Origin of the sequence: Thalassotalea marina (assembly GCF_014656435.1) — a bacterium.
Lineage (GTDB): Bacteria > Pseudomonadota > Gammaproteobacteria > Enterobacterales > Alteromonadaceae > Thalassotalea_C > Thalassotalea_C marina.
In genome coordinates this window covers 509,061-528,339 of the sequence record NZ_BNCK01000004.1, presented here as the reverse complement: position 1 = coordinate 528,339, position 19,279 = coordinate 509,061, and the positions used below count along the sequence as shown (strand labels likewise).

Annotated in this window: 20 protein-coding genes and 2 tRNA genes; 14 read left to right on the top strand and 8 right to left on the bottom strand. The window is 37.6% G+C overall.

Going from position 1 to position 19,279, the window contains the following annotated elements; translation table 11 throughout:
- Positions 1–529: 529 nt before the first annotated feature.
- The 4 genes from IE199_RS11600 to IE199_RS11585 form a co-directional block, all read right to left on the bottom strand.
- A complete protein-coding gene (locus tag IE199_RS11600) occupies positions 530–1,801 on the bottom strand; it encodes a hypothetical protein (protein ID WP_189770564.1) in 1,272 nt (423 codons plus the stop codon).
- A gap of 234 nt (positions 1,802–2,035) precedes the next feature.
- The gene (locus IE199_RS11595) at positions 2,036–2,494 is read right to left on the bottom strand and encodes a hypothetical protein (protein ID WP_189770562.1); all 459 of its coding nucleotides are present in this window, start codon (positions 2,492–2,494) and stop codon (positions 2,036–2,038) included.
- Between the two features lie 137 nt (positions 2,495–2,631).
- The gene (locus IE199_RS11590) at positions 2,632–3,267 is read right to left on the bottom strand and encodes a flavin reductase family protein (RefSeq protein WP_189770560.1); all 636 of its coding nucleotides are present in this window, start codon (positions 3,265–3,267) and stop codon (positions 2,632–2,634) included.
- Between the two features lie 160 nt (positions 3,268–3,427).
- On the bottom strand, positions 3,428–3,919 hold the full coding sequence (locus IE199_RS11585) for a hypothetical protein (RefSeq protein WP_189770558.1): 492 nt from the start codon (positions 3,917–3,919) through the stop codon (positions 3,428–3,430).
- Positions 3,920–4,111: 192 nt separating this feature from the next.
- On the opposite strand from IE199_RS11585, the gene IE199_RS11580 reads away from it, so the two are divergent.
- Positions 4,112–4,738, top strand: a complete 627-nt coding sequence (locus tag IE199_RS11580) for a hypothetical protein (protein ID WP_229854666.1) — start codon at positions 4,112–4,114, stop codon at positions 4,736–4,738.
- Between the two features lie 17 nt (positions 4,739–4,755).
- On the opposite strand, the gene IE199_RS11575 is transcribed toward IE199_RS11580, so the two are convergent.
- A complete protein-coding gene (locus IE199_RS11575; RefSeq protein ID WP_189770555.1) occupies positions 4,756–5,307 on the bottom strand; it encodes a histidine phosphatase family protein in 552 nt (183 codons plus the stop codon).
- A 265-nt stretch (positions 5,308–5,572) separates the two neighbouring features.
- Here IE199_RS11575 and IE199_RS11570 point away from each other — a divergent pair, with 265 nt between their 5' ends.
- From IE199_RS11570 to IE199_RS11560, 3 genes are all read left to right on the top strand, one after another.
- Entirely contained in the window at positions 5,573–5,833 is a 261-nt protein-coding gene (locus IE199_RS11570) for a DUF2999 family protein (RefSeq protein WP_189770554.1), read from the top strand.
- 271 nt (positions 5,834–6,104) lie between these two features.
- Complete coding sequence (locus tag IE199_RS11565) at positions 6,105–6,404, top strand: hypothetical protein (RefSeq protein WP_189770553.1); 300 nt, start codon at positions 6,105–6,107, stop codon at positions 6,402–6,404.
- A 171-nt stretch (positions 6,405–6,575) separates the two neighbouring features.
- Positions 6,576–7,790 (top strand): DUF418 domain-containing protein, encoded by a 1,215-nt coding sequence (locus IE199_RS11560; protein WP_189770551.1) that lies wholly within the window; start codon positions 6,576–6,578, stop codon positions 7,788–7,790.
- On the opposite strand, the gene IE199_RS11555 is transcribed toward IE199_RS11560, so the two are convergent.
- Positions 7,780–8,376, bottom strand: coding sequence for a uracil-DNA glycosylase family protein (locus IE199_RS11555; protein ID WP_189770549.1), 597 nt, complete (start codon positions 8,374–8,376; stop codon positions 7,780–7,782). The two genes, IE199_RS11560 and IE199_RS11555, sit on opposite strands and share 11 nt — an antisense overlap.
- A 110-nt stretch (positions 8,377–8,486) precedes the next feature.
- On the opposite strand from IE199_RS11555, the gene IE199_RS11550 reads away from it, so the two are divergent.
- From IE199_RS11550 to glnS, 6 genes are all read left to right on the top strand, one after another.
- A complete protein-coding gene (locus tag IE199_RS11550; protein WP_189770547.1) occupies positions 8,487–8,846 on the top strand; it encodes a Rieske 2Fe-2S domain-containing protein in 360 nt (119 codons plus the stop codon).
- Positions 8,847–8,917: 71 nt separating this feature from the next.
- Positions 8,918–9,142: a hypothetical protein gene (locus tag IE199_RS11545; protein WP_189770539.1), complete on the top strand. Its 225-nt coding sequence runs from the start codon at positions 8,918–8,920 to the stop codon at positions 9,140–9,142.
- An 86-nt stretch (positions 9,143–9,228) separates the two neighbouring features.
- On the top strand, positions 9,229–9,984 hold the full coding sequence (locus IE199_RS11540; RefSeq protein WP_189770537.1) for a DUF1835 domain-containing protein: 756 nt from the start codon (positions 9,229–9,231) through the stop codon (positions 9,982–9,984).
- Between the two features lie 41 nt (positions 9,985–10,025).
- Positions 10,026–10,445, top strand: coding sequence for a BLUF domain-containing protein (locus tag IE199_RS11535; protein WP_189770535.1), 420 nt, complete (start codon positions 10,026–10,028; stop codon positions 10,443–10,445).
- A 93-nt stretch (positions 10,446–10,538) separates the two neighbouring features.
- Positions 10,539–11,747: a lytic murein transglycosylase gene (locus IE199_RS11530; protein ID WP_189770533.1), complete on the top strand. Its 1,209-nt coding sequence runs from the start codon at positions 10,539–10,541 to the stop codon at positions 11,745–11,747.
- Positions 11,748–11,971: 224 nt separating this feature from the next.
- The gene (gene glnS, locus IE199_RS11525; RefSeq protein WP_189770531.1) at positions 11,972–13,642 is read left to right on the top strand and encodes a glutamine--tRNA ligase; all 1,671 of its coding nucleotides are present in this window, start codon (positions 11,972–11,974) and stop codon (positions 13,640–13,642) included.
- Between the two features lie 142 nt (positions 13,643–13,784).
- Here the strand turns inward: glnS and metG are convergent, their stop codons facing one another.
- Entirely contained in the window at positions 13,785–15,821 is a 2,037-nt protein-coding gene (gene metG / locus IE199_RS11520; RefSeq protein WP_189770529.1) for a methionine--tRNA ligase, read from the bottom strand.
- 145 nt (positions 15,822–15,966) lie between these two features.
- Between metG and apbC the strand changes: the two genes are divergently transcribed.
- The gene (gene apbC, locus IE199_RS11515; RefSeq protein ID WP_189770523.1) at positions 15,967–17,064 is read left to right on the top strand and encodes an iron-sulfur cluster carrier protein ApbC; all 1,098 of its coding nucleotides are present in this window, start codon (positions 15,967–15,969) and stop codon (positions 17,062–17,064) included.
- 27 nt (positions 17,065–17,091) lie between these two features.
- Positions 17,092–17,685 (top strand): dCTP deaminase, encoded by a 594-nt coding sequence (gene dcd, locus IE199_RS11510; RefSeq protein WP_189770521.1) that lies wholly within the window; start codon positions 17,092–17,094, stop codon positions 17,683–17,685.
- A gap of 78 nt (positions 17,686–17,763) precedes the next feature.
- Here dcd and IE199_RS11505 read toward each other — a convergent pair whose 3' ends face one another.
- Positions 17,764–18,678 (bottom strand): gluconeogenesis factor YvcK family protein, encoded by a 915-nt coding sequence (locus IE199_RS11505; protein ID WP_189770519.1) that lies wholly within the window; start codon positions 18,676–18,678, stop codon positions 17,764–17,766.
- 353 nt (positions 18,679–19,031) lie between these two features.
- On the opposite strand from IE199_RS11505, the gene IE199_RS11500 reads away from it, so the two are divergent.
- Both IE199_RS11500 and IE199_RS11495 read left to right on the top strand, forming a co-directional pair.
- Positions 19,032–19,107 (top strand) — tRNA-Ala (locus IE199_RS11500).
- 49 nt (positions 19,108–19,156) lie between these two features.
- Positions 19,157–19,232, top strand: a tRNA-Glu gene (locus tag IE199_RS11495).
- Positions 19,233–19,279 lie beyond the last annotated feature (47 nt).

Below are 19,279 nucleotides of genomic sequence, written 5' to 3'. Positions count from 1 at the left end.
TTTGATCAGAATAAAGCTGAATTACAAGCGCTGGAAGCCAAAAAAACATAAACAAAACAGTACAAACTACTCTTTTCTGCTTTCGACTTTTAAATTCGAGCTTAACCGATTCCATGATTCACCTAACAATTTAATATCGACCCAACGGGTCGTTTTTCTACCATTGATTGGGTCGTTTATCTGATTGAACCAGTTTTAACATAAATGGTAATTTGTTGCTACATATAACATTTTTATGACTATGGTGTTCTCAAAATAAATTAAAACGACCCATTGGGTCGTTTCCATGACTATGGGGGCAAGTAGCTAGTTATAATGCAACAAACTAAGTTTCTGAAATAAATTCTACGTTAGCTACTCGCTCAACACAGTCTGTCGGGTTTAGTCAAATTCTGTCAACGTAAGGTGTCAGATAAAGTATGAGATACTGCATATAAATTAAACTTACTGACCTCATATGTTTGGGGACGTAAGTTTAATTTAGAGTTGGTATTTAAAACTTATTGAGTTGTCATGTACCAGCGTTTATTTATGTAGGTTGAGCATCGCTTTTTTTGTTTATTTGTTTACTTTTTTTATCATAATTTATGCGCTTTAGCCCAGCAGCTGTGTATTCATATTCGATATAAGCGATACCGTTATCTAGTCTATTGGTCAATTTTCCTTGTAAGTCTAAAAACTGAATTTTTATAACTTGGTTCTGAGCGTTATAAAAATGTTGGACGGAGTGATATCCTCTTTGTAAGTGCATAGTTGGTTTATCATGTTGGTCGTAGTATGACAACGATGTTCTGTTTATACCTTGTTTATCGTAAGTCAATTTATAGCCAGAATAGCCTAGGCTTTCTATTCTTGCCTTATTACCGTCTGGGTCATAATTAAATCTCGCGCTCATATTTCCATGATTGTCATAGGTGGCAATGCTATCGAACCAGCCATATGCGTTATGAATTTGATTTCCAAATTCATCTAGATAATATTCTCTGGTGGTATTGCCATAACTATCATGTTCCATCATGCCCGTTGCGACATTTGGCCCATTACCTTTTGCGCGATTTTCTTGTGCGTCGTATACGTTCCATGAATACATAAAGCCATGTTTGTTATAGGTTAGTTTGTCTTGTGCTGCATTTACGTTGTTTTGTGTCAGTGTTTTGCAGTCTTTTCCGAAGTTTTCCATCATGGCCAAAAAGCCCCTTTGATCATAATGGAGTTTAAGACAAAAGAAGGGGAAGCCAGGTCTAATTTTTGCAGCCTGACCATTTTTATCAATCCGTTGTTCGGTTACGGTACCTTTAGCATCAATGTCCCATGTATATTGGTAGATGCCCCAATTATTAGTGATTTTATTACCAGCTTTGTCCTCAAATTGAAGGGCAACTCGCTCTCCCTTATTGTTTAGGGAATATACTTCTTTAAATGCACCATTGCTTTGTGTGGCTTGGCCAAATTGGTCGAAGAATGTTCTTACTTCTTTGTTATCGCTAAAAGTAATTTTTATATGTGGTGCATTTGTTACAACATTTTTATTAATATTGAGTGGTACTGTTTTACCATCTTGTAAAAACTGCATTTCGACAACTCTGTCTAGGTTATCGTAAGTTAAAAGATAGTGTTTTCTTCCTTGTGCAAGTTTATCACTGATAGGGAAAATTCCTTTTATATCGGCAAAAGGAGTTTCTCTAAATGGCAATTGACTGTATCGCTTTTGATAAGTATCGATGATGTTCATTTCATCTGCCATTAGTTGAAAAGGTGGCAATGTTACTAGTGCAAAGAAAAATGTTTTTCTTAAATTCATTTTTTTATCCCGTTGCTTGGTTAGACAACATGAGCTTTACGCAATCGGGATAAACTGACCAGTTAATAAGAGTTATTGTTGGTTAATATTGGTTATGAAAGGCGGCATTGCAACGTGTTTGGGCAATAACCTAATAATTCAGTTGATATAAGTGTTTAATTAATTTTTAACGTTAAAGTGCATTCAATATATTTAAATTGCTTGTCGTAAAAGATAATACCGATTATTTATCTTTTACGAGTTTCCTTCTTCAATGGCTTCCATTTTCTTACTAATTAAACCAATTAGAGTAGCGTTAAGCGCCATCAACTCAGCCTCAAGAGCTTTGCGTTGAGTTTCCGCCTGTTCACTTTTATCGTTGTCTAATTCGCTAATTTTTTGTTGTAAATCTTTGATCTTTTGTTGAACTTCTTCAATTAGTTGATTCAATTTTTCTACGTTACTAGGCTCAGATACACCTTCTTGTTTTTCGTCTTCTGGGTTAAGCTGGCTGGCAAGACTTCTGCCTAAATCTTTTTGTTCTTGCGCCAATTTTTCTAAACCTTCTTCAGAAATATCCACTTTTGTAATTCTAGATACGACTGGTGAATGTTCAGCAACTGCTTTGGGCTGTTCATCTGGCTTGTTTAAATTAGCCACAGCCTTTGAAGCATGGCTTCCAATTTGAAAAGACATCGAGCTTAATGGTTTCACTTTAACATCCCTTTATTGTTTGATTTAATTGATTAAGTTATCGGCAAGATAACATTGTTCTTTAAATATAATTTGCACAAATAATAAAATCGGAATTGTGCGAGACGTATTTGAACATTTCGCACGATTTCAACGTTTTATTCTGGTCTAACTTTTGTAAAAGGGGAGGTAATTCCAGAATATTCACTAGCACCTAACCTCGCTAATGGTGATATACGATCAGCATGAATTTTGATTCTATTATTATTTTCAGTGATAACGTCTGGGTTAACATAAAGTGACTTGATCTCAACAAAAATCAAGGACTGAGGTACGTCACCTAGCTCTTTGATCTCAAAAAGCTCACATCCGTAGGCAATATCACATTGTTTAATACGAGGTAGCTCAAATCCATCAAACGGCACCATTTCAATATCATCTGTATTAACTCCAATTAACTCAGACTCACCATGAGCAAGGCTAGCCGCAGTTTCTGTAACAATATCAGCTTGTTGTTCGTTAGCGATATGTATTACCATTTTTTTGTTTTCACGTATGTTAACTAAGGTATCTTTCAAATCACCGTTTGGCTTTTTACCGACTGAAATCATTAGCAAAGCGGGTGAACTTGAAACCGCAGTAAAATATGAAAACGGCGCTAAATTTAAGTTTTCGACTTCGTTTTGATTGATATTATTACTTGTTAATGCCCAAGCGATAGGGCGAGGAATAATAGTTTGTGTCATCAAATGATAACGTTGCAAGGGATTAAATTTTGAAAAATCTAAATTCATAAAAATTACTAAAATGCTGAAATTTAACTGTGGCTAATGTGGGGTTAAACTAACATGCCCAACAAAGAAAAAGTAGCGCTGGTTTTGAAACTAAATATGTTTTTAACAGCTCAAATACATGAACAAGATGATGCTAATTTTAAATAGCTTTTATTTTAAGTTAGGTATTTTGGTGTTGACTCACATCCATACTAACTTGCTGTTTATTATCTCTACTTTCTTTAATAACTTCTTCTTTCATTTGCTGTAATAATTCGAGTTGTTTTTGCTTTTCTTCTTCACTTAAATTTTCATTTTTAGCAACTTCTTCCATCATTGCTTCAATTTCTTCTAGTTTTTCACGATCTATACCTAAGCGTTTGTCTAAAATACTTTGCAGCATTTCGTCAAAATAGGAATTTTTTTCTACAGCTTTTGTTGGCTCTTCTTGGTTTAACAGATCAGCAGCTATTTGAGGTTTAACATATGTTGGGGCGCTTTCTGAATACGCCTCGCCGTGCATTTTTGCTTTAGCTCTGTCAGATAAGGTGAAACTGTCAGAACTTCCTGGAATCGCTTGCACTTTGTAATCAGGCTGATCAAAGTGAGCAACTGTTTGTCCATTAGCTCTAGCTTTAGTAACGATTTCGCTATAGTTGGTTGATATCATCATTGCTTGTTTCCTTCAACTCAATGACAAGAGGTAATTTAATTAAATATTTTGTGTCACAGCAATAATCCTGCCATAAGCTAAGCCCTTTAATATTACTCTTTGTATTGCGACTTGTTGTACCTAACACCATGTTATTAGGCACATAGTTGCCGCTATTAAGACAAATACTTGCCACCACCTGAGTCAATTAAGATGGCAATATCAATTAGGAATTCTGCAGTTGAATCCAACATAGGTAAACAATATACTTTTGCCAAAACAATAAGATATTTAATTATGGATAAAAGAGCTTGGTGGCAAGCACCAGAAATGATTGTGGCGTTTGCTGCACTAATTGTTAGTGTATTTGCGGTTTTTGTTGGAGCATATTCGGCATATACAGATAGAACTTACGCCAGAGCCTCTGTTTGGCCTAATATTTTGATTGATCAGATTAGTGTGATCCAAGACTCTAATGCGTCATATTCTGTAAAGTTAGAAAGTAATGGAATTGGGCCGGCAATTATTAAGCACGCTTCCATGATTCATAATGGAAAGGTAATAAATGATTACATTGAACTTAAAAAGCCTTATATGAAGGAATTTAAAGATCAAAACTGGTCACAAACAATCATAAAACCTAGGGTAATTCCAGCAAATAGCAACGTTTTAGTTTTTCAACTTAATGATTCAAATAAGTTTGCTGTCGATAAATTTCGTAAAGACATGAAGAATCTAAATTTAACGGTATGTTATTGCTCGGTATACGATGAATGCTGGCAAGTAGATAAAGACAATACGCCTAAAGCAATTGAAGTGTGCCCATTAGAAGTGGAATAAAAATTTAAAGTCCAATTTTATTGGCGAGTTAAGGTAAGTGAACTCCAAAATTTCTTGCCGGTAAAATTGGCTCGCCATCCTTGCCTGACAAGTTGCAGAGCAATGTAGTAGTTCATTATTACATGCCCAAAAACCGCAATATTTTGTTTTTGCTCCGCCATAGACGATAAAGTGCGTGCCGCCAACTTTCCCCTTTTTCTGCAGCACCACAAACTATCGACCTGCCCATGCAGGCCAATAGCCCACATCAACCCGTTGATGATTATCCATGCATAAGCATTTGTAATTAGCGGTAATGACCAATGAGGAATGGGCATTTCTTTTAAATGTTTGATGATTAAATCCGGCTTTTTTCCAACACATACTTTGGCTGAGTTAATTGCCCTTGGTAAATCACTTGATATAACAAAATGGCTTGAGATCTTTTCTGTTAACGAAGTAGGGGGTTTGTTGGCTTGAACGATTGAACTGTTGTTATATTCGTCTAACCAGTTTGCAAACTGTGTTGCACTTAATTTTACATTTTTATCAACAGTAGGCTGTCCGTGCCGGATTAACACTATTTCCATTGTTAAATTCCATTTTATTATTGATGCACCTAACATCCATATAGGTGATTTAATCAAAGTGTAGTCAAAATTTTAAGAAGTGAGAAATTCATTTAATTAACTGATTACATTGTGAAATTTATGTTGACTTGCTGGGTTGGTGTTTAGTTGAACAGTTTGAACTAATAAAAATTTATTCTAAGCTTGGGCAAGCGAGCGTTAAAAAACTACATAGTTTTTTATTTGACTTTATAATGCCACTTTTAAAGGCTAAAAATTTTTGTTTATGAATCCAATAATTCAATTACTTAAAGAAGAAGATATCAGTGATGAAAAAATTGCTGAAATATTTACCGCGTTAACGCAAAATCCTTTAATGGCAATGAATACCATAGCTAGCCTAGGTTTACCTCAAGATAAACTACAATCAGTAATGATGCAGGTTATGGCTAATCCAGAGTTAATTAAAGATGCTGTTGCTGAGCTTGGTTTAGATTTTTCTGCCGTAGAAAAGGCTAAACAAACGATTAAAGATCAGCAAAGTTGATAAATGTGTTGCCTCAAACCTTAAAGCGGTTTGGGGCAAACCTCTCTTCTATTTAGTCATTTCTCTTGTTCAATATTAAAATTAAGCGCTACTTTTCAAAAGCCGTTAAAAAACTGTTAAAAATAATTGCTGATAAAACAGTGTGTTAAAGGTTGTTTGTTACACTTGGTTGAAATATTTTTTACTGTCATAAACTTGTAATAAAAATATGCTAGGGGTCTGGTGAAGTTGTTTGCTAGTATTTATTTAACAACACTTAATGGGGATCAATATGTATAAAAGTATACTAGCAGCAGTAGCCGTATTAAGTTTTAGTCAAGCAGCTGTGGCTGAAAAGTCTGAAATTTTTAATTGCGTAGATAAGTCGACAATGACCTTTGAACAACAGTGTGTGGCAAAAACATTAGAAAAGCATACGGTCGACAATAAGTTTTTTGATCAGTTAGCCAATAAAAAGTATGAGCCAAAGCAAGATGCTTTTGCCAAGTTAACTTTTTATCCAAAGGAAAATTTGATCACTGTTGTTTCGCTTGAATCAACAGAGCAAATGTTATTATTGGCGAATAATTAAGTTTAAAGAATAGCTACAAGAGATCCCACAAGTTATCAATGGGATCTCAATTTTTCACCTTAATTCAAAATATCGTGTAATAATTTTTTATCTTACAAGACTAAAATCCCACAGTTGTTCATTGGCACTAACATGGCCAATGAAAATTAATAATTACAATAAGAGGGATACATGTCTGGATCAATAAGCTCACCTGTAGAAGCTTCTAATCGACTGGTTAACATCGATATTATTAGAGGCGTTGCATTGCTTGGTATTTTATTAATGAATATACAAGCATTTTCAATGGTATTTGCCGCCTATAGTAATCCAACAGCTTATGGCGATTTAAACGGAATAAATTTTTACGTTTATTATTTTTCACATCTGTTTGCTGACCAAAAGTTTATGACTATTTTTTCATTGCTTTTTGGTGTCGGTATTGTGCTGATGGCGGATAATATTGAACGCAAAGGTCAAAGTCCGAAAAAAATTCATTTCACCCGAATGTTTTTCCTCGCCATTTTTGGCATCGCACATGCCTATCTTTTATGGTTTGGAGATATTTTATTTGCGTACGCCATCGGTGGCATGTTGATATACGGCGCGCGGAATAAATCGCCTAGATTTTTATTCATTTTAGCTTTTTGTTTGATTTCTATTTGCTCTCTAATCATGTGGTCTGTGACATTTGCCCTTCCATATATGCAACCGCATGAGTTACAAGAAATGCAAATGATGTGGTCTCCTGATGCACAAACAGTGCAAGATAATCTGGCAGCGAATTTATCTTCTTGGGTTGGCCAAACAGATATGCGTAATAAGATGGCCGCAATGATGCAAGGAAACGTTATCTTTTATTTGTTCCGTATTGTTGGCTTAATGGCCATTGGCATGGCGCTATATAAAATGGACTTTTTTGGTGAAAGGTATTCAAAAAAAGCATTGTTAATATCAGGATTTTTAGCTTTTATTGCTGGTATTGCACTAATCGCCTACGGAAACCAGCTTAACTTTGCTGAAGGTTGGCCATTAGAGTCAATGACGTCAGGAGTCCAATACAACTACTGGGGCAGTTTAATTGTTGCGTATAGCTATATGGCATTTTTAGTTGTTTTTTGCCGTTCGCAACTTTTGAGTGGCATTAAAAAGTTACTTGCCAATGTTGGGCGCATGGCATTAACAAATTATTTGATGCAGTCGATGATCTGTGGCTTTATATTTTATGGCTGGGGCCTTGGTTATTACGGTTCTGCAGAGAGAATTGACCAACTTATGGTCGTAATTGGTGTATGGGTTTTCCAACTAACATTATCTACGTTTTGGATGAATCACTTTAAATTTGGCCCATTTGAATGGTTATGGCGCAGTTTAACCTATCGTAAGTTACAACCACTTAAACGTTAACCTCTGCGTAGAGAACTGATTGAACTTTAAGGCGTAATTGTGGAATTACGTCTTGTTCAAACCATGTGTTTTTAGCTAACCATCGATTATTTCTAGGGCTGGGATGAGGCAACACTAAATAACCTTGTAATATTTGTTGTTGCCATTGCTTTGTTAAAACCGTAATCGATTCTTTTGTATTCAAGTGCCACTCAATGGCGTACTTTCCTAAAATAAGCGTTAGCTCAATGTTGTGCATTGAATTAAGTAATTGCTTGCGCCAAGTTTCAGCGCATAAGGTCAGCGGAGGTAAATCACCATTTTTTCCTTTGCCTGGGAAACAAAAACCCATAGGCAATATGGCAAAATTATCGGCATGATAGAACTGTTCTCGTGTTACACCTAACCAATGCCTCAAACGCTGTCCACTTAGATCGTCAAAAGGAATATTCTTTTCATCTGTAACAGCTCCAGGCGCTTGGCCTGCAATCAATATTTTACTGTGGTTACTTGCTTGTAAAATAGGGTTAGCCGCACGTGGTAAGTTTTGTTGGCATAAACTGCATTGCCTAATTTGTCTTAGTAGAAATGTTGTATCGTCTGACATCTTTTGGTTCTAATAGGATAAGCTGGGGTTATTACTTAAGTTTACTCATGGTATCTCACATTTAAATCTTGTTAAAATCTACCTACCCAATATTTATCACTAGACATAAAATGATTATCAAGCAGTATTTCTCCGCTGGCGGGCGCATAAGTGCAGAGCAACAAGTAATGCAAATACAAGATACAAACCAAAACAATGTTTGGCGCGGTCGTGCAATTTTACCTCCGGCAAATTTAGAAAAGGATATTCTTATTTATCAAGCAACAACGGAACAGGGAGAAACGAAATATCGTGCGGTTCCTGCTAAATGTCCGCATCAAGGTGTTGATTTAGTTGATGATGTATTAAAAGAAGACGGTAACGTTTATTGCCATTTACACAAAAGACCGATTTGTATATTTAGTGAGTATAACTTTGGTTTTGATGTGGTAAAAAGAGACGAGCAATTTTATCTTATTAAAAGTGAATAACTGTTTGCGCTAACCATGCTGCGAAGTTGTTTTGCTATACTGAAGTTTAGTCAAACTAGAGGAGAATGCTCATGGTTTCTTCTGTCTCATCTTCAAATTCAAATAGCGCTGTAGCCGATGTATTAAAACAAGAGCAGCAGCGTCAAACACAGCTAAAACAGCAACAAGAACAGCAGCAGCGACTAGAACGAGAACGCGCTGACCAGCAACGTATTGAACAACAAAAGGTAGACCAACAATCTTCACCACCAGCAACTGATGATAGAAGAGGGCAAAACATAAATACTAAGGTTTAATTCTAGAGTGTGTCGATCATTTATTGTTTTCAATTATTAACGCTTGTTATTACACTGTTGGAAATATCAGAAAAAGACGAATTATTATGTCTAATGTTCACATATTAAATGGCGATGCGTTATTAGAGCGCTTTCCTGCAACTATTGTGGGAGAACGTATTGTTGCTCGAGAATGTCTAGTTGACGGGGATGTCTCTGGTGAAACTTTTGATGCTTTTATGGCAACTAGAGCCAAACATATTGCATCCTATGATGGTGTAACTGAACAAGATTATTTTCAAAAAAGTAAAGTTGAGTATGACAAAATTAAGGCACTTAACACTCTAGATAGTGTCGTTTTGTGGTTTGAAGAAGATTTGTTCTGCCAAGTAAATCTTTGGTATATATGCTATTTATTACGTAGTTCAAAGGTTGAAACCTGTCGGCTTGTACGTCCCAAAACAGGCTGTGAGTTTAGCTTTGGTCATATGACTAATGATGAATTAACCATCGCTTATCAAGATTCAATAGAGCTTAAAGAAAATGAATTAAAATACTTTTCAATGTGTTGGCAAGCTTATGTGCAAAAAGACGATGAGTTATTTACTCAATTAATGCAAGCGCCACCAGCGAAACTTACATTTGTTTCAAAAGCGATTGCTGCAGAGCTAGATAGGCGGCCAGATGCTAAAGGGCATGGAAGACCTGAAAGAGAATTGATAGGTATTATTGAACAATTAAAGGCTGATGGTGAAAAAGTGACTTTTGGCGCTGTGTTTTCTAAGTTTTATTCTACAATGGGTATATACAGTTTTGGAGATCTACAAGTTAAACGCATGTTTGATCAACTTGTGAGTGACTAAGCTCTCCGGTTAACGGCAAATTTTTACAAGGAAATGAAGCCATGGAACTAGTGCGTTTGGTGTACGTAAGCAAAATTTCCGATACATTTAATGAAGCAGATATCGTTAATATTTTAGAAACCGCCCGAAGTAATAATCACAAACATGGCGTCACTGGCCTGTTGTGCTTTAATCGTAAATTTTTCTTACAATGTTTAGAAGGCAACCGTAATACCGTTAATTACATTTATAACCTCATACTAAACGATAATAGGCATCAAGATAAGGTGATGCTCTATTACCAACCTATTGTTCAAAGAGCCTTTTCTAACTGGAGCATGGGTTATGTGCCAGACACAGCATTAACGGCTGAAATTAACTTAATGTTTTCAGACTCTATAGAATTCACTCCTTATGAAATGACCGGGGAAAGTGCTCACCAGTTAATGCTTGAACTCAAAGAAAAGGTTAACGTTGTTTAACGTTTTAAACGGTAAACTAAGCGAAAGCTTTTTGACTAAGTAAAGGGAATTGTATAACGTGAACGAGTATCAATTTCCGAAAGAGTTTTCTCCATGCAGTTTAAGCAACGTTCTCTTATTAACTCCTGTTTTCTGGGGGCTATTAGCGCCTTAATGATCGCCCCAGCTTTGGCAAATACTGAACAACCCAGTTTTGAGCAGTGTAAAGATAGATTTCACCAAAGAGCTCAAAAGCAAAACTATTCAGAAGACATTCTTAAAATTATCGACAATTTAACACCGATTGAGCGTGTTATTTCCTTAGATAAAAACCAACCTGAGTTTGCACAAAGTTTTGCTCAGTACGTCAAAAAACGTGTTAGTGATTATCATGTAAATCATGGCCGTAAGATGTTAAAAACACATAAAACTTTGTTGTCTGACTTACAAAAGCAATACGGCGTAGCTCCACAATATATAGTGTCATTTTGGGGCTTAGAAACAGTTTTTGGCCGTCATAAAGGTAAAATGTCGACATTAAATTCACTCGCAACGTTAGCATGTGATCAGCGTCGTAGCAGCTATTTTACAGACGAACTGTTTGATCTATTTTATTTAATCGAAAATAAAACCGTTGATGTTGATCAGTTACAGGGCTCTTGGGCTGGCGCTATGGGCCATATGCAATTTATGCCTTCAGCGCTGAAAAAATATGCTATTGATGGTGATAAAGATAACAAAATTAATGTTTGGCAAAGTGAAGTTGACGCGTTAACAAGTGCGGCGAACTATTTAAGTCAAATCGGATGGCAACGTGGTGAACGATGGGGAAGGGAAGTAAAACTACCACCTGAATTTGACTTTGCATCTTTTGAGTTCGACAAAAAATATCCATTATCTAAATTTGCACAAGCCGGTGTGCAAACCGCACAACATAAGGCATTACCGCAGTCATCGATGCAGGCAGAACTAGTGTTACCCAATGGCCACAATGGGCATGCATTTTTGGTTTATAACAACTTTGACGTCACCATGAAGTGGAACCTGTCAAAAAATTATGCACTAGCGGTGGGGATTTTAGCCGACAAACTTATTGGTGCGCCAGGTGTAGGTTCAGTCGCACAAGCACAACCGCTTCCTTTTAGCAGAACAAAAATGGAGCAATTACAGGCAAAACTAAACGACATGGGCTTTAAAAGTGGTAAACCTGATGGTGTTTGGGGGCCAAATAGTCGTAAGGCAATCAGAGCATTTCAGTTAGAAAATGAACTGGTAGCCGATGGCTTTCCAAATCAAGAAGTATTTCAAGCACTGCAATTGTAGTGCTTTTAACACCTTTCGAGGTAAGTATAAAGTTAAGCTTACCTCGAAAGAACTGTATGAGTGCAAAGGCTATTTGCTCTAAAAACAACCACCTTAGTATCACTTCTCAAGATAAACTCCAAAAACTTAACCAGCGAAGCATTTTACGCTGTTAGTTGCCAAAAGATTTTGACATAATGCGGCTGTATTATAAGTAAACTATAGTTTTTGAGGATTCACCGTTCATGTCGGAAGTTGAAAACCGTCCAACCAATTTTATTCGTCAAATTATTGATGCTGATCTGGCTAGTGGTAAACACACTAGTGTGCAAACACGTTTTCCGCCTGAGCCAAATGGCTATCTACATATTGGCCATGCAAAATCAATTTGCTTGAACTTTGGGATCGCTCAAGATTATCAAGGGTTGTGTAACTTACGATTTGATGACACTAACCCAGAAAAAGAAGATATAGATTACGTTAACTCAATTAAGCAAGATGTTAGCTGGTTGGGTTACGAGTGGGCTGGTGATGTTCGTTATTCTTCAGACTACTTCGATCGTTTATATGGATATGCAGTCGAGTTAATCGAAAAAGGACTCGCCTATGTGTGTTTCCTTAATGGTGAACAAACTCGAGAATACCGTGGTACGTTAAACGCTCCAGGCAAAAATAGCCCATACCGAGATACTTCGGTTGAAGAAAACTTAGCGTTATTTGAAAAAATGAAAAACGGTGAGTTTAAAGAAGGTGAATGTTCTTTAAGAGCAAAAATTGACATGAGCTCTAGTTTCATGTGTATGCGTGATCCGGTTATTTATCGTGTGAAATTTGCACATCACCATCAAACGGGTGATAAGTGGTGCATTTATCCTATGTATGACTTCACGCACTGTATTTCTGATGCGATAGAGAACATCACGCACTCATTATGTACATTAGAATTCCAAGATAATCGTCGTTTGTATGATTGGGTCATTCAAAACATCTCGATAGAGTCAGAGCCTCATCAGTATGAGTTTTCTCGTTTAAACCTTGAATATACAGTAATGAGTAAGCGAAAGCTGAATATGCTTGTGGAAGAAAACTTAGTTGAAGGTTGGGATGACCCTAGAATGCCAACTATCTCAGCTTTACGTCGTCGTGGTTTTACACCAGCGTCTATTCGTGAGTTTGCTAAACGCATTGGTGTTACAAAAATGGATAACACCATTGAAATGGGCGTGCTTGAAGCCTGTATTCGCGAAGATCTTAACGACAATGCACCTCGAGCGATGGCAGTGTTAGATCCTATTAAATTGGTTATTGAAAACTACCCACAAGGGCAAGTTGAGCAATTAACGCTAAGTAACCACCCAAGTGACGAATCACAAGGGACTCGTGTTGTACCATTTAGCAAAGAAATCTTAATCGAAGCAGAAGACTTCCGCGAAGAAGCCAACAAAAAGTACAAACGTTTAGTTACTGGTAAGGCTGTGCGTTTACGTGGTGCATACGTTGTAACAGCGACAGGTTGTGATAAAGATGCTGATGGTAAGGTAACAACGGTTTATTGTACCTACGATGATAAAACATTGGGTAAGAACCCAGAAGATGGCACAAAACCAAAAGGTGTTATTCATTGGGTCTCTGCTGAGCATGCATTAAATGCAACCGTTCGTCTTTACGACCGTTTATTTACTGTGCCTAACCCAGCGGCAGCTGAAGATTTTAAATCAGTGATCAACCCAGAATCGTTAGTTGTTATTGAAAATGCTAAAGTTGAACCAGCATTAGCTGAAGCAAAAGCAGAAAAGGCATATCAATTTGAGCGCCAAGGTTACTTCTGTTTAGACAATAAAGATGCAGTTAACGGTAAGTTGGTATTTAATCGTACTGTAGGTTTACGTGATACTTGGGCCAAGATCGGCGACTAAGTAGTCAAAACAAATGAAAAAAAAGGCTCGTATTAACGAGCCTTTTTTGATCGGAAAGCCTTTTAGAGAATGTAGTGCATTACAGTGCAAAGGCTTCATAAGCGAATGTATCATTGCAATAACGATACATTCGCCATCAATGTTACTTAACTTTCATGCCCGGCTGTGCGCCTTCCTCTGGATTTAATATCCAAAGGTCTTTACCACCAGGCCCCGCCGCTAATACCATGCCTTCTGACATACCAAAGCGCATTTTACGAGGTGCTAAGTTAGCAACCATCACAGTTAACTTACCTTCTAAGTCTTCTGGCTGATAAGCTGATTTGATACCCGCAAATACTTGGCGAGTTTCTCCGCCTAAGTCTAACTCTAAACGTAATAGCTTATCGGCTTTTTCAACGTGATCAGCTTTAACTATTTTGGCAACACGTAAATCGATTTTGGCAAAATCATCAAACTCAATTTCAGGTGCAATTGGGTCGTCTGCTAATGGTCCAGTTAAAGGTTTAGCTTTTGCTTTATCGGCAGCTAAAGACTCTTTAGACGCTTCAACCATTGCTTCAATTTTATCCATTTCAACACGTTGCATTAGCGCTTTAAACTTGTTGATTTTGTGGTTAGCTAATAAAGTTTTATGACCCTGCCAGACTAGCTCATCGTTTAAGAAAGCTTCAGTGCTTTCAGCAAGTTTAGGTAATACAGGCTTCAAATAAATCATTAACGTACGGAACAAGTTAATGCCTAACGAACAGACGTCTTGTACTTCTTGCTGCTTAGTTTCATCTTTCACTAACACCCAAGGCTCTTTGATAGCGATGTATTCGTTTACCTTGTCGGCGAGTGCCATTATTTCACGCATTGCTTTACCAAATTCACGATTCTCGTAAAGCTCAGCTAGTTTGTCGCCTGCTGCAGTTACTTCGTCAGCTAACGCTTGGTTTTCCACGTTAGCTGATAACATGCCGTCAAAACGTTTGCTGATAAAGCTTGCACAACGAGAGGCGATGTTAACTACTTTTCCAACGAGATCTGAGTTCACACGTTGAGCAAAGTCTTCCAAGTTTAAATCTAAATCATCGATACGGTTTGTTAATTTAGCAGCATAGTAATAGCGTAAATACTCTGGATTTAAATGATCTAAATAAGTACGGCCTTTAATAAAAGTACCTTTTGATTTAGACATTTTAGCGCCGTTAACCGTAACAAAACCATGAGCGTATACGGAAGTTGGTTTACGGTAATTTGCACCTTCTAACATCGCTGGCCAAAATAAACTGTGGAAATAAATGATATCTTTACCAATAAAGTGATAAAGCTCTGCATCTGAATTTTCATTCCAGTAAGTATCAAAATCAATATTTTCACGGTCACATAAATTCTTGAATGCGCCCATGTAACCAATTGGTGCGTCTAGCCATACGTAGAAGAACTTCCCAGGTGCTCCTGGAATTTCAAAGCCAAAATATGGTGCATCACGGCTGATGTCCCATTGCTGTAATCCCTGTTCAAACCATTCATTTAATTTGTTGGCCATTTCTTCTTGTAATGAACCACCTGTGGTCCAGTCTTTAAGCATTTGTTCAAATGCTGGTAAGTCAAAGAAATAGTGCTCAGAATCACGAAGTACAGGTGTTGCGCCAGAAATAACAGAACGAGGGTTAATAACTTCTGTTGGTGAATAAGTGGCACCGCAGTTGTCACAGCTGTCGCCATTCTCATCTTCGCTCTTACACTTAGGGCAAGTACCTTTTACGAAACGGTCAGGTAGAAACATGCCTTTTTCAGGGTCGAATAGCTGAGAAATAGTGCGTGTTTTTATATGGCCTTTTTCTTTTAGCTTATTGTATATCTCACTTGCAAAAGCGCGGTTTTCGTCGCTATGCGTTGTGTGGTAATTATCAAAGCTAATAAAAAAGTCGCTAAAATCTGCCATGTGCTCTTCACGCACACCTGCAATCATTTGTTCAGGTGTTACACCTAATTCTTGCGCCTTTAACATGATAGGCGTACCGTGCGCGTCGTCGGCACAAACAAAATATGTTTCATGACCACGCATTCGTTGGAAACGAACCCAAATGTCAGTTTGGATATGTTCTAACAAGTGTCCAAGGTGAATGGAGCCATTGGCATATGGCAGGGCACAGGTAACGAGAATTTTACGTTGATTAGATGATTGCATAAAGTTTTCTGACTGAATTTAAACGTTTGTAAATTATGGTGGTAAATGAAGGGAGAATGGTACAGAATTTATTGGTATTTTTCATTAAATAATATCGACATTTACTACTAGATGTAGAAATTATTGCAAAATTATAGATGCGCTTATGTTCTCCAAGTTTTTTAAATCCTCAGTACCTGAGGAAATTCAAGAAAAAATAAAGACGTTTTTTAGTCAATATAGCAATGAAATATTTTCTCAAGGGATAGCAAACGTTTGTCAGTTGTTATCCATTTCTGCTGAAAAAAAATCGATAGTGCTTTCCATTAGTGCGCCATTTGCATGTGACGGAGCTCTCGACCAATTTGCACAAGATTTATTAACCGACACCAATATATCAGTATTGGTTGATTGCCAATTAAATATAGCGCCGATAAAAAGGCATAAAGTTGCCGGTGTTAAAAATATTATTGCGATTTCTTCAGGCAAAGGTGGGGTTGGTAAATCAACCACGACGGTTAATTTAGCTTATGCTTTACAGGCGGAAGGTGCGACAGTTGCTATTTTAGATGCCGATATCTATGGTCCTTCAATACCTAAAATGTTGGGTTTAGAGAAACAACGGGTTACATCAGCTGACGGCAAAACTATGTTACCGATGGAAGTTAACGATTTATCGGCTATGTCGATTGGCTTTATGGTCGATGAGGGCGATGCAACGGTTTGGCGTGGACCAATGGCGAGTAGGGCGTTTAATCAAATGCTTAATGAAACAGCTTGGCAAGATATAGACTATTTATTAGTAGATATGCCACCAGGTACCGGTGATATTCAATTAACGCTCGCTCAGCAAGTACCAGTAGCAGCAGCAGTAATTGTGACCACACCACAAGATATTGCATTAGTTGATGCGACAAAAGGTATTGCTATGTTCAACAAAGTTAATGTGCCAGTGCTTGGTGTCGTTGAAAACATGAGTTATCACGTTTGCAATAATTGCGGTGAAAAAGCACATTTATTTGGTCAAGGAGGCGGGGAGCTATTGAGCAAGGAATATAATACTGAGTTGTTAGGGCAATTGCCGCTTGATATTTCCATTTGCCAACAGGCAGATCAAGGAAAATCTAGCCTTATTGAAAATAGCGCTGGTGATATCGCCATGCAATACCGTAAAATAGCAGCGAAAATTGCTGCCAAATTATATGTTCAGCGTGATACGCTGAGTCCCCAAAGCAATGAAATATTTATAAAACAAGTAGACTAATCGTCACTTTTACAAAAAGAAATCGCTATGAGACTGTGTGACAAAGATATTCAAGAACTAATCAACCAACAAAAAATTACTATTAGCCCAACGCCAGATGAAAGCATGATATCTGGTGTCAGTGTTGATATTCGTCTAGGAAATGAATTTCGAGTTTTCCAAGATCATACAGCGCCATATATCGATCTGAGTGGTCCACGAGAGCAAGTGGAAAAAGCAATGAATTCGGTAATGAGTGACGAAATCGTTATTCCAGACGGTGAAGCATTCTTTTTACATCCTGGTGAATTAGCACTTGCTGTGACTTATGAATCAGTTACTTTACCCGACGATATCGTTGGCTGGTTAGATGGGCGTTCATCACTGGCTAGACTCGGTTTAATGGTACATGTAACAGCACACCGTATTGATCCCGGTTGGTCAGGTCAGATCGTATTAGAGTTTTATAATAGTGGTAAATTACCATTAGCGCTGCGCCCTAAAATGAAGATTGCCGCGTTAAATTTTGAAACTATGTCAGGCAATGCTTTAAAACCATATAACAAGCGCATTGATGCTAAATATAAAGATCAGGTTGGCGCGGTAGCAAGCCGTATTAGCCAAGACGACAGCAGCAATTAATACAAGCGCAAATACAAATAAAAAAGGCAAACCAGAGTGTTTGCCTTTTTTATATTATGTCATCTGTCGAAAACAACGCTAACAGTTAACCGTCTTTTTTCTCGGTTGTTTTGCTGTATCAGTAAGGCAATGTTCTAACGCTGCAATTAGCTTTTGCTTGTCATGATAGTGGGCTACTTTTGCCGATGATAAATCAAAATTATCAACGGGTAATATAGAGGAGGTTACGTTATGCGGTGCAATGATACTGTCTATTGGCTGACAACTAAGATTGTGCTCTATCCACTGTAACTTTTCATCGATTGAGAGTTTACCTGCGGGGCTGTTCTCTTTAACGATATTATCAATAAACACACAATGTGCCTTACTTTCTATAATACCGTTGGCAATATCTCTCACCAATAATGGTGGAATAACGCTAGTTAAAAAACTTCCTGGACCTAAGATGATAAGGTCAGCGTCTACCAATGCAGCTTTTGCGCTATCTAAGGTTTTGACTAGTGGTGCCAACATTAGATTTTTTGGCATGATTGGCATTTCATCAACTGATAGCTCGCCAACCTTACACCGACCTTCTGGATAAAAAGCCATTAAATCGGTTGGCGTTTCAGACATAGGCAATACAGATGTTTTGACTCTTAATAAACGTCTAACGAGTTTTATTGAATCAAGAGGGCGAGATTGAATTTGACCGAGTCCAAAAAGAATAAGATTGCCGAGGTTGTGGCCTCCTAATTCATCTAACCCATCAAATCGAAAATTAAACAGTTGGCTTCCAACAGAATCTTTATCGACAAGTTGTGTTAAACAATTGCGCAAATCGCCCCATGCAATAGAGCTACTTCTTTTTCTCAGTCGTCCCGTTGATCCACCATTGTCTGTTGTAGCAACAATACCGGTAAGATTCTTTTCCAAAAACGATAAGCTTGCAAGTACACGACCTAAACCGTGTCCTCCACCAATCGCGACGACTTTAGCATTTGATAATTGCATGTGAAACACACTTTTTGTATTTGAAAAGTTACAATAGCCGCTTTCTAGGTAAAAATAAAGTATAGCTATGAATCTTTTAACCAGTCGGTCAACACTGTTATTGAAGCCATGAATGCTGCTAAATTTAGCCTTTGTATATTCTTGAACCACGTTATTTTTCTAAAAAATAATCGATTTGTTTGTTATCTAAGCATTTAAATCATTTTATTAAAAAATATGACATTTTCGCTAAATAAAAGGTTGACAGTTCATAGGGGGGTGCCTAAAATGCGCCTCGCTTTCAACGAGTAGCTAACAACAACTCGGAGACTATAATATAAACACTAGGCCGTTTGTATTGTAGTAATAAGCAAGGGGCTATAGCTCAGCTGGGAGAGCGCTTCGCTGGCAGCGAAGAGGTCTGCGGTTCGATCCCGCATAGCTCCACCAAGAATTTAGGTGTGAGTGTGTTAAACACATTTACATAGAACGATTTAGTGTCCCGTTCGTCTAGAGGCCTAGGACACCGCCCTTTCACGGCGGTAACAGGGGTTCGAATCCCCTACGGGATGCCACATTTATCACGGCAACGTGAGCAGGGTATAGCAGTCTAGGTCATGTT

Bases quoted from the DNA above. Each gene is read 5' to 3' on its own strand.
- IE199_RS11535 (WP_189770535.1), top strand. From the start codon at position 10,026: ATGGAACTAGTGCGTTTGGTGTACGTAAGCAAAATTTCCGATACATTT.
- IE199_RS11575 (WP_189770555.1), bottom strand. From the start codon at position 5,307: ATGGAAATAGTGTTAATCCGGCACGGACAGCCTACTGTTGATAAAAAT.
- dcd (WP_189770521.1), top strand. From the start codon at position 17,092: ATGAGACTGTGTGACAAAGATATTCAAGAACTAATCAACCAACAAAAA.
- metG (WP_189770529.1), bottom strand. From the start codon at position 15,821: ATGCAATCATCTAATCAACGTAAAATTCTCGTTACCTGTGCCCTGCCA.
- IE199_RS11530 (WP_189770533.1), top strand. From the start codon at position 10,539: ATGCAGTTTAAGCAACGTTCTCTTATTAACTCCTGTTTTCTGGGGGCT.
- glnS (WP_189770531.1), top strand. From the start codon at position 11,972: ATGTCGGAAGTTGAAAACCGTCCAACCAATTTTATTCGTCAAATTATT.
- IE199_RS11600 (WP_189770564.1), bottom strand. From the start codon at position 1,801: ATGAATTTAAGAAAAACATTTTTCTTTGCACTAGTAACATTGCCACCT.
- IE199_RS11555 (WP_189770549.1), bottom strand. From the start codon at position 8,376: ATGTCAGACGATACAACATTTCTACTAAGACAAATTAGGCAATGCAGT.
- apbC (WP_189770523.1), top strand. From the start codon at position 15,967: ATGTTCTCCAAGTTTTTTAAATCCTCAGTACCTGAGGAAATTCAAGAA.
- IE199_RS11585 (WP_189770558.1), bottom strand. From the start codon at position 3,919: ATGATGATATCAACCAACTATAGCGAAATCGTTACTAAAGCTAGAGCT.
- IE199_RS11580 (WP_229854666.1), top strand. From the start codon at position 4,112: ATGGCAATATCAATTAGGAATTCTGCAGTTGAATCCAACATAGGTAAA.
- IE199_RS11570 (WP_189770554.1), top strand. From the start codon at position 5,573: ATGAATCCAATAATTCAATTACTTAAAGAAGAAGATATCAGTGATGAA.
- IE199_RS11560 (WP_189770551.1), top strand. From the start codon at position 6,576: ATGTCTGGATCAATAAGCTCACCTGTAGAAGCTTCTAATCGACTGGTT.
- IE199_RS11550 (WP_189770547.1), top strand. From the start codon at position 8,487: ATGATTATCAAGCAGTATTTCTCCGCTGGCGGGCGCATAAGTGCAGAG.
- IE199_RS11545 (WP_189770539.1), top strand. From the start codon at position 8,918: ATGGTTTCTTCTGTCTCATCTTCAAATTCAAATAGCGCTGTAGCCGAT.
- IE199_RS11505 (WP_189770519.1), bottom strand. From the start codon at position 18,678: ATGCAATTATCAAATGCTAAAGTCGTCGCGATTGGTGGAGGACACGGT.
- IE199_RS11590 (WP_189770560.1), bottom strand. From the start codon at position 3,267: ATGAATTTAGATTTTTCAAAATTTAATCCCTTGCAACGTTATCATTTG.
- IE199_RS11540 (WP_189770537.1), top strand. From the start codon at position 9,229: ATGTCTAATGTTCACATATTAAATGGCGATGCGTTATTAGAGCGCTTT.
- IE199_RS11565 (WP_189770553.1), top strand. From the start codon at position 6,105: ATGTATAAAAGTATACTAGCAGCAGTAGCCGTATTAAGTTTTAGTCAA.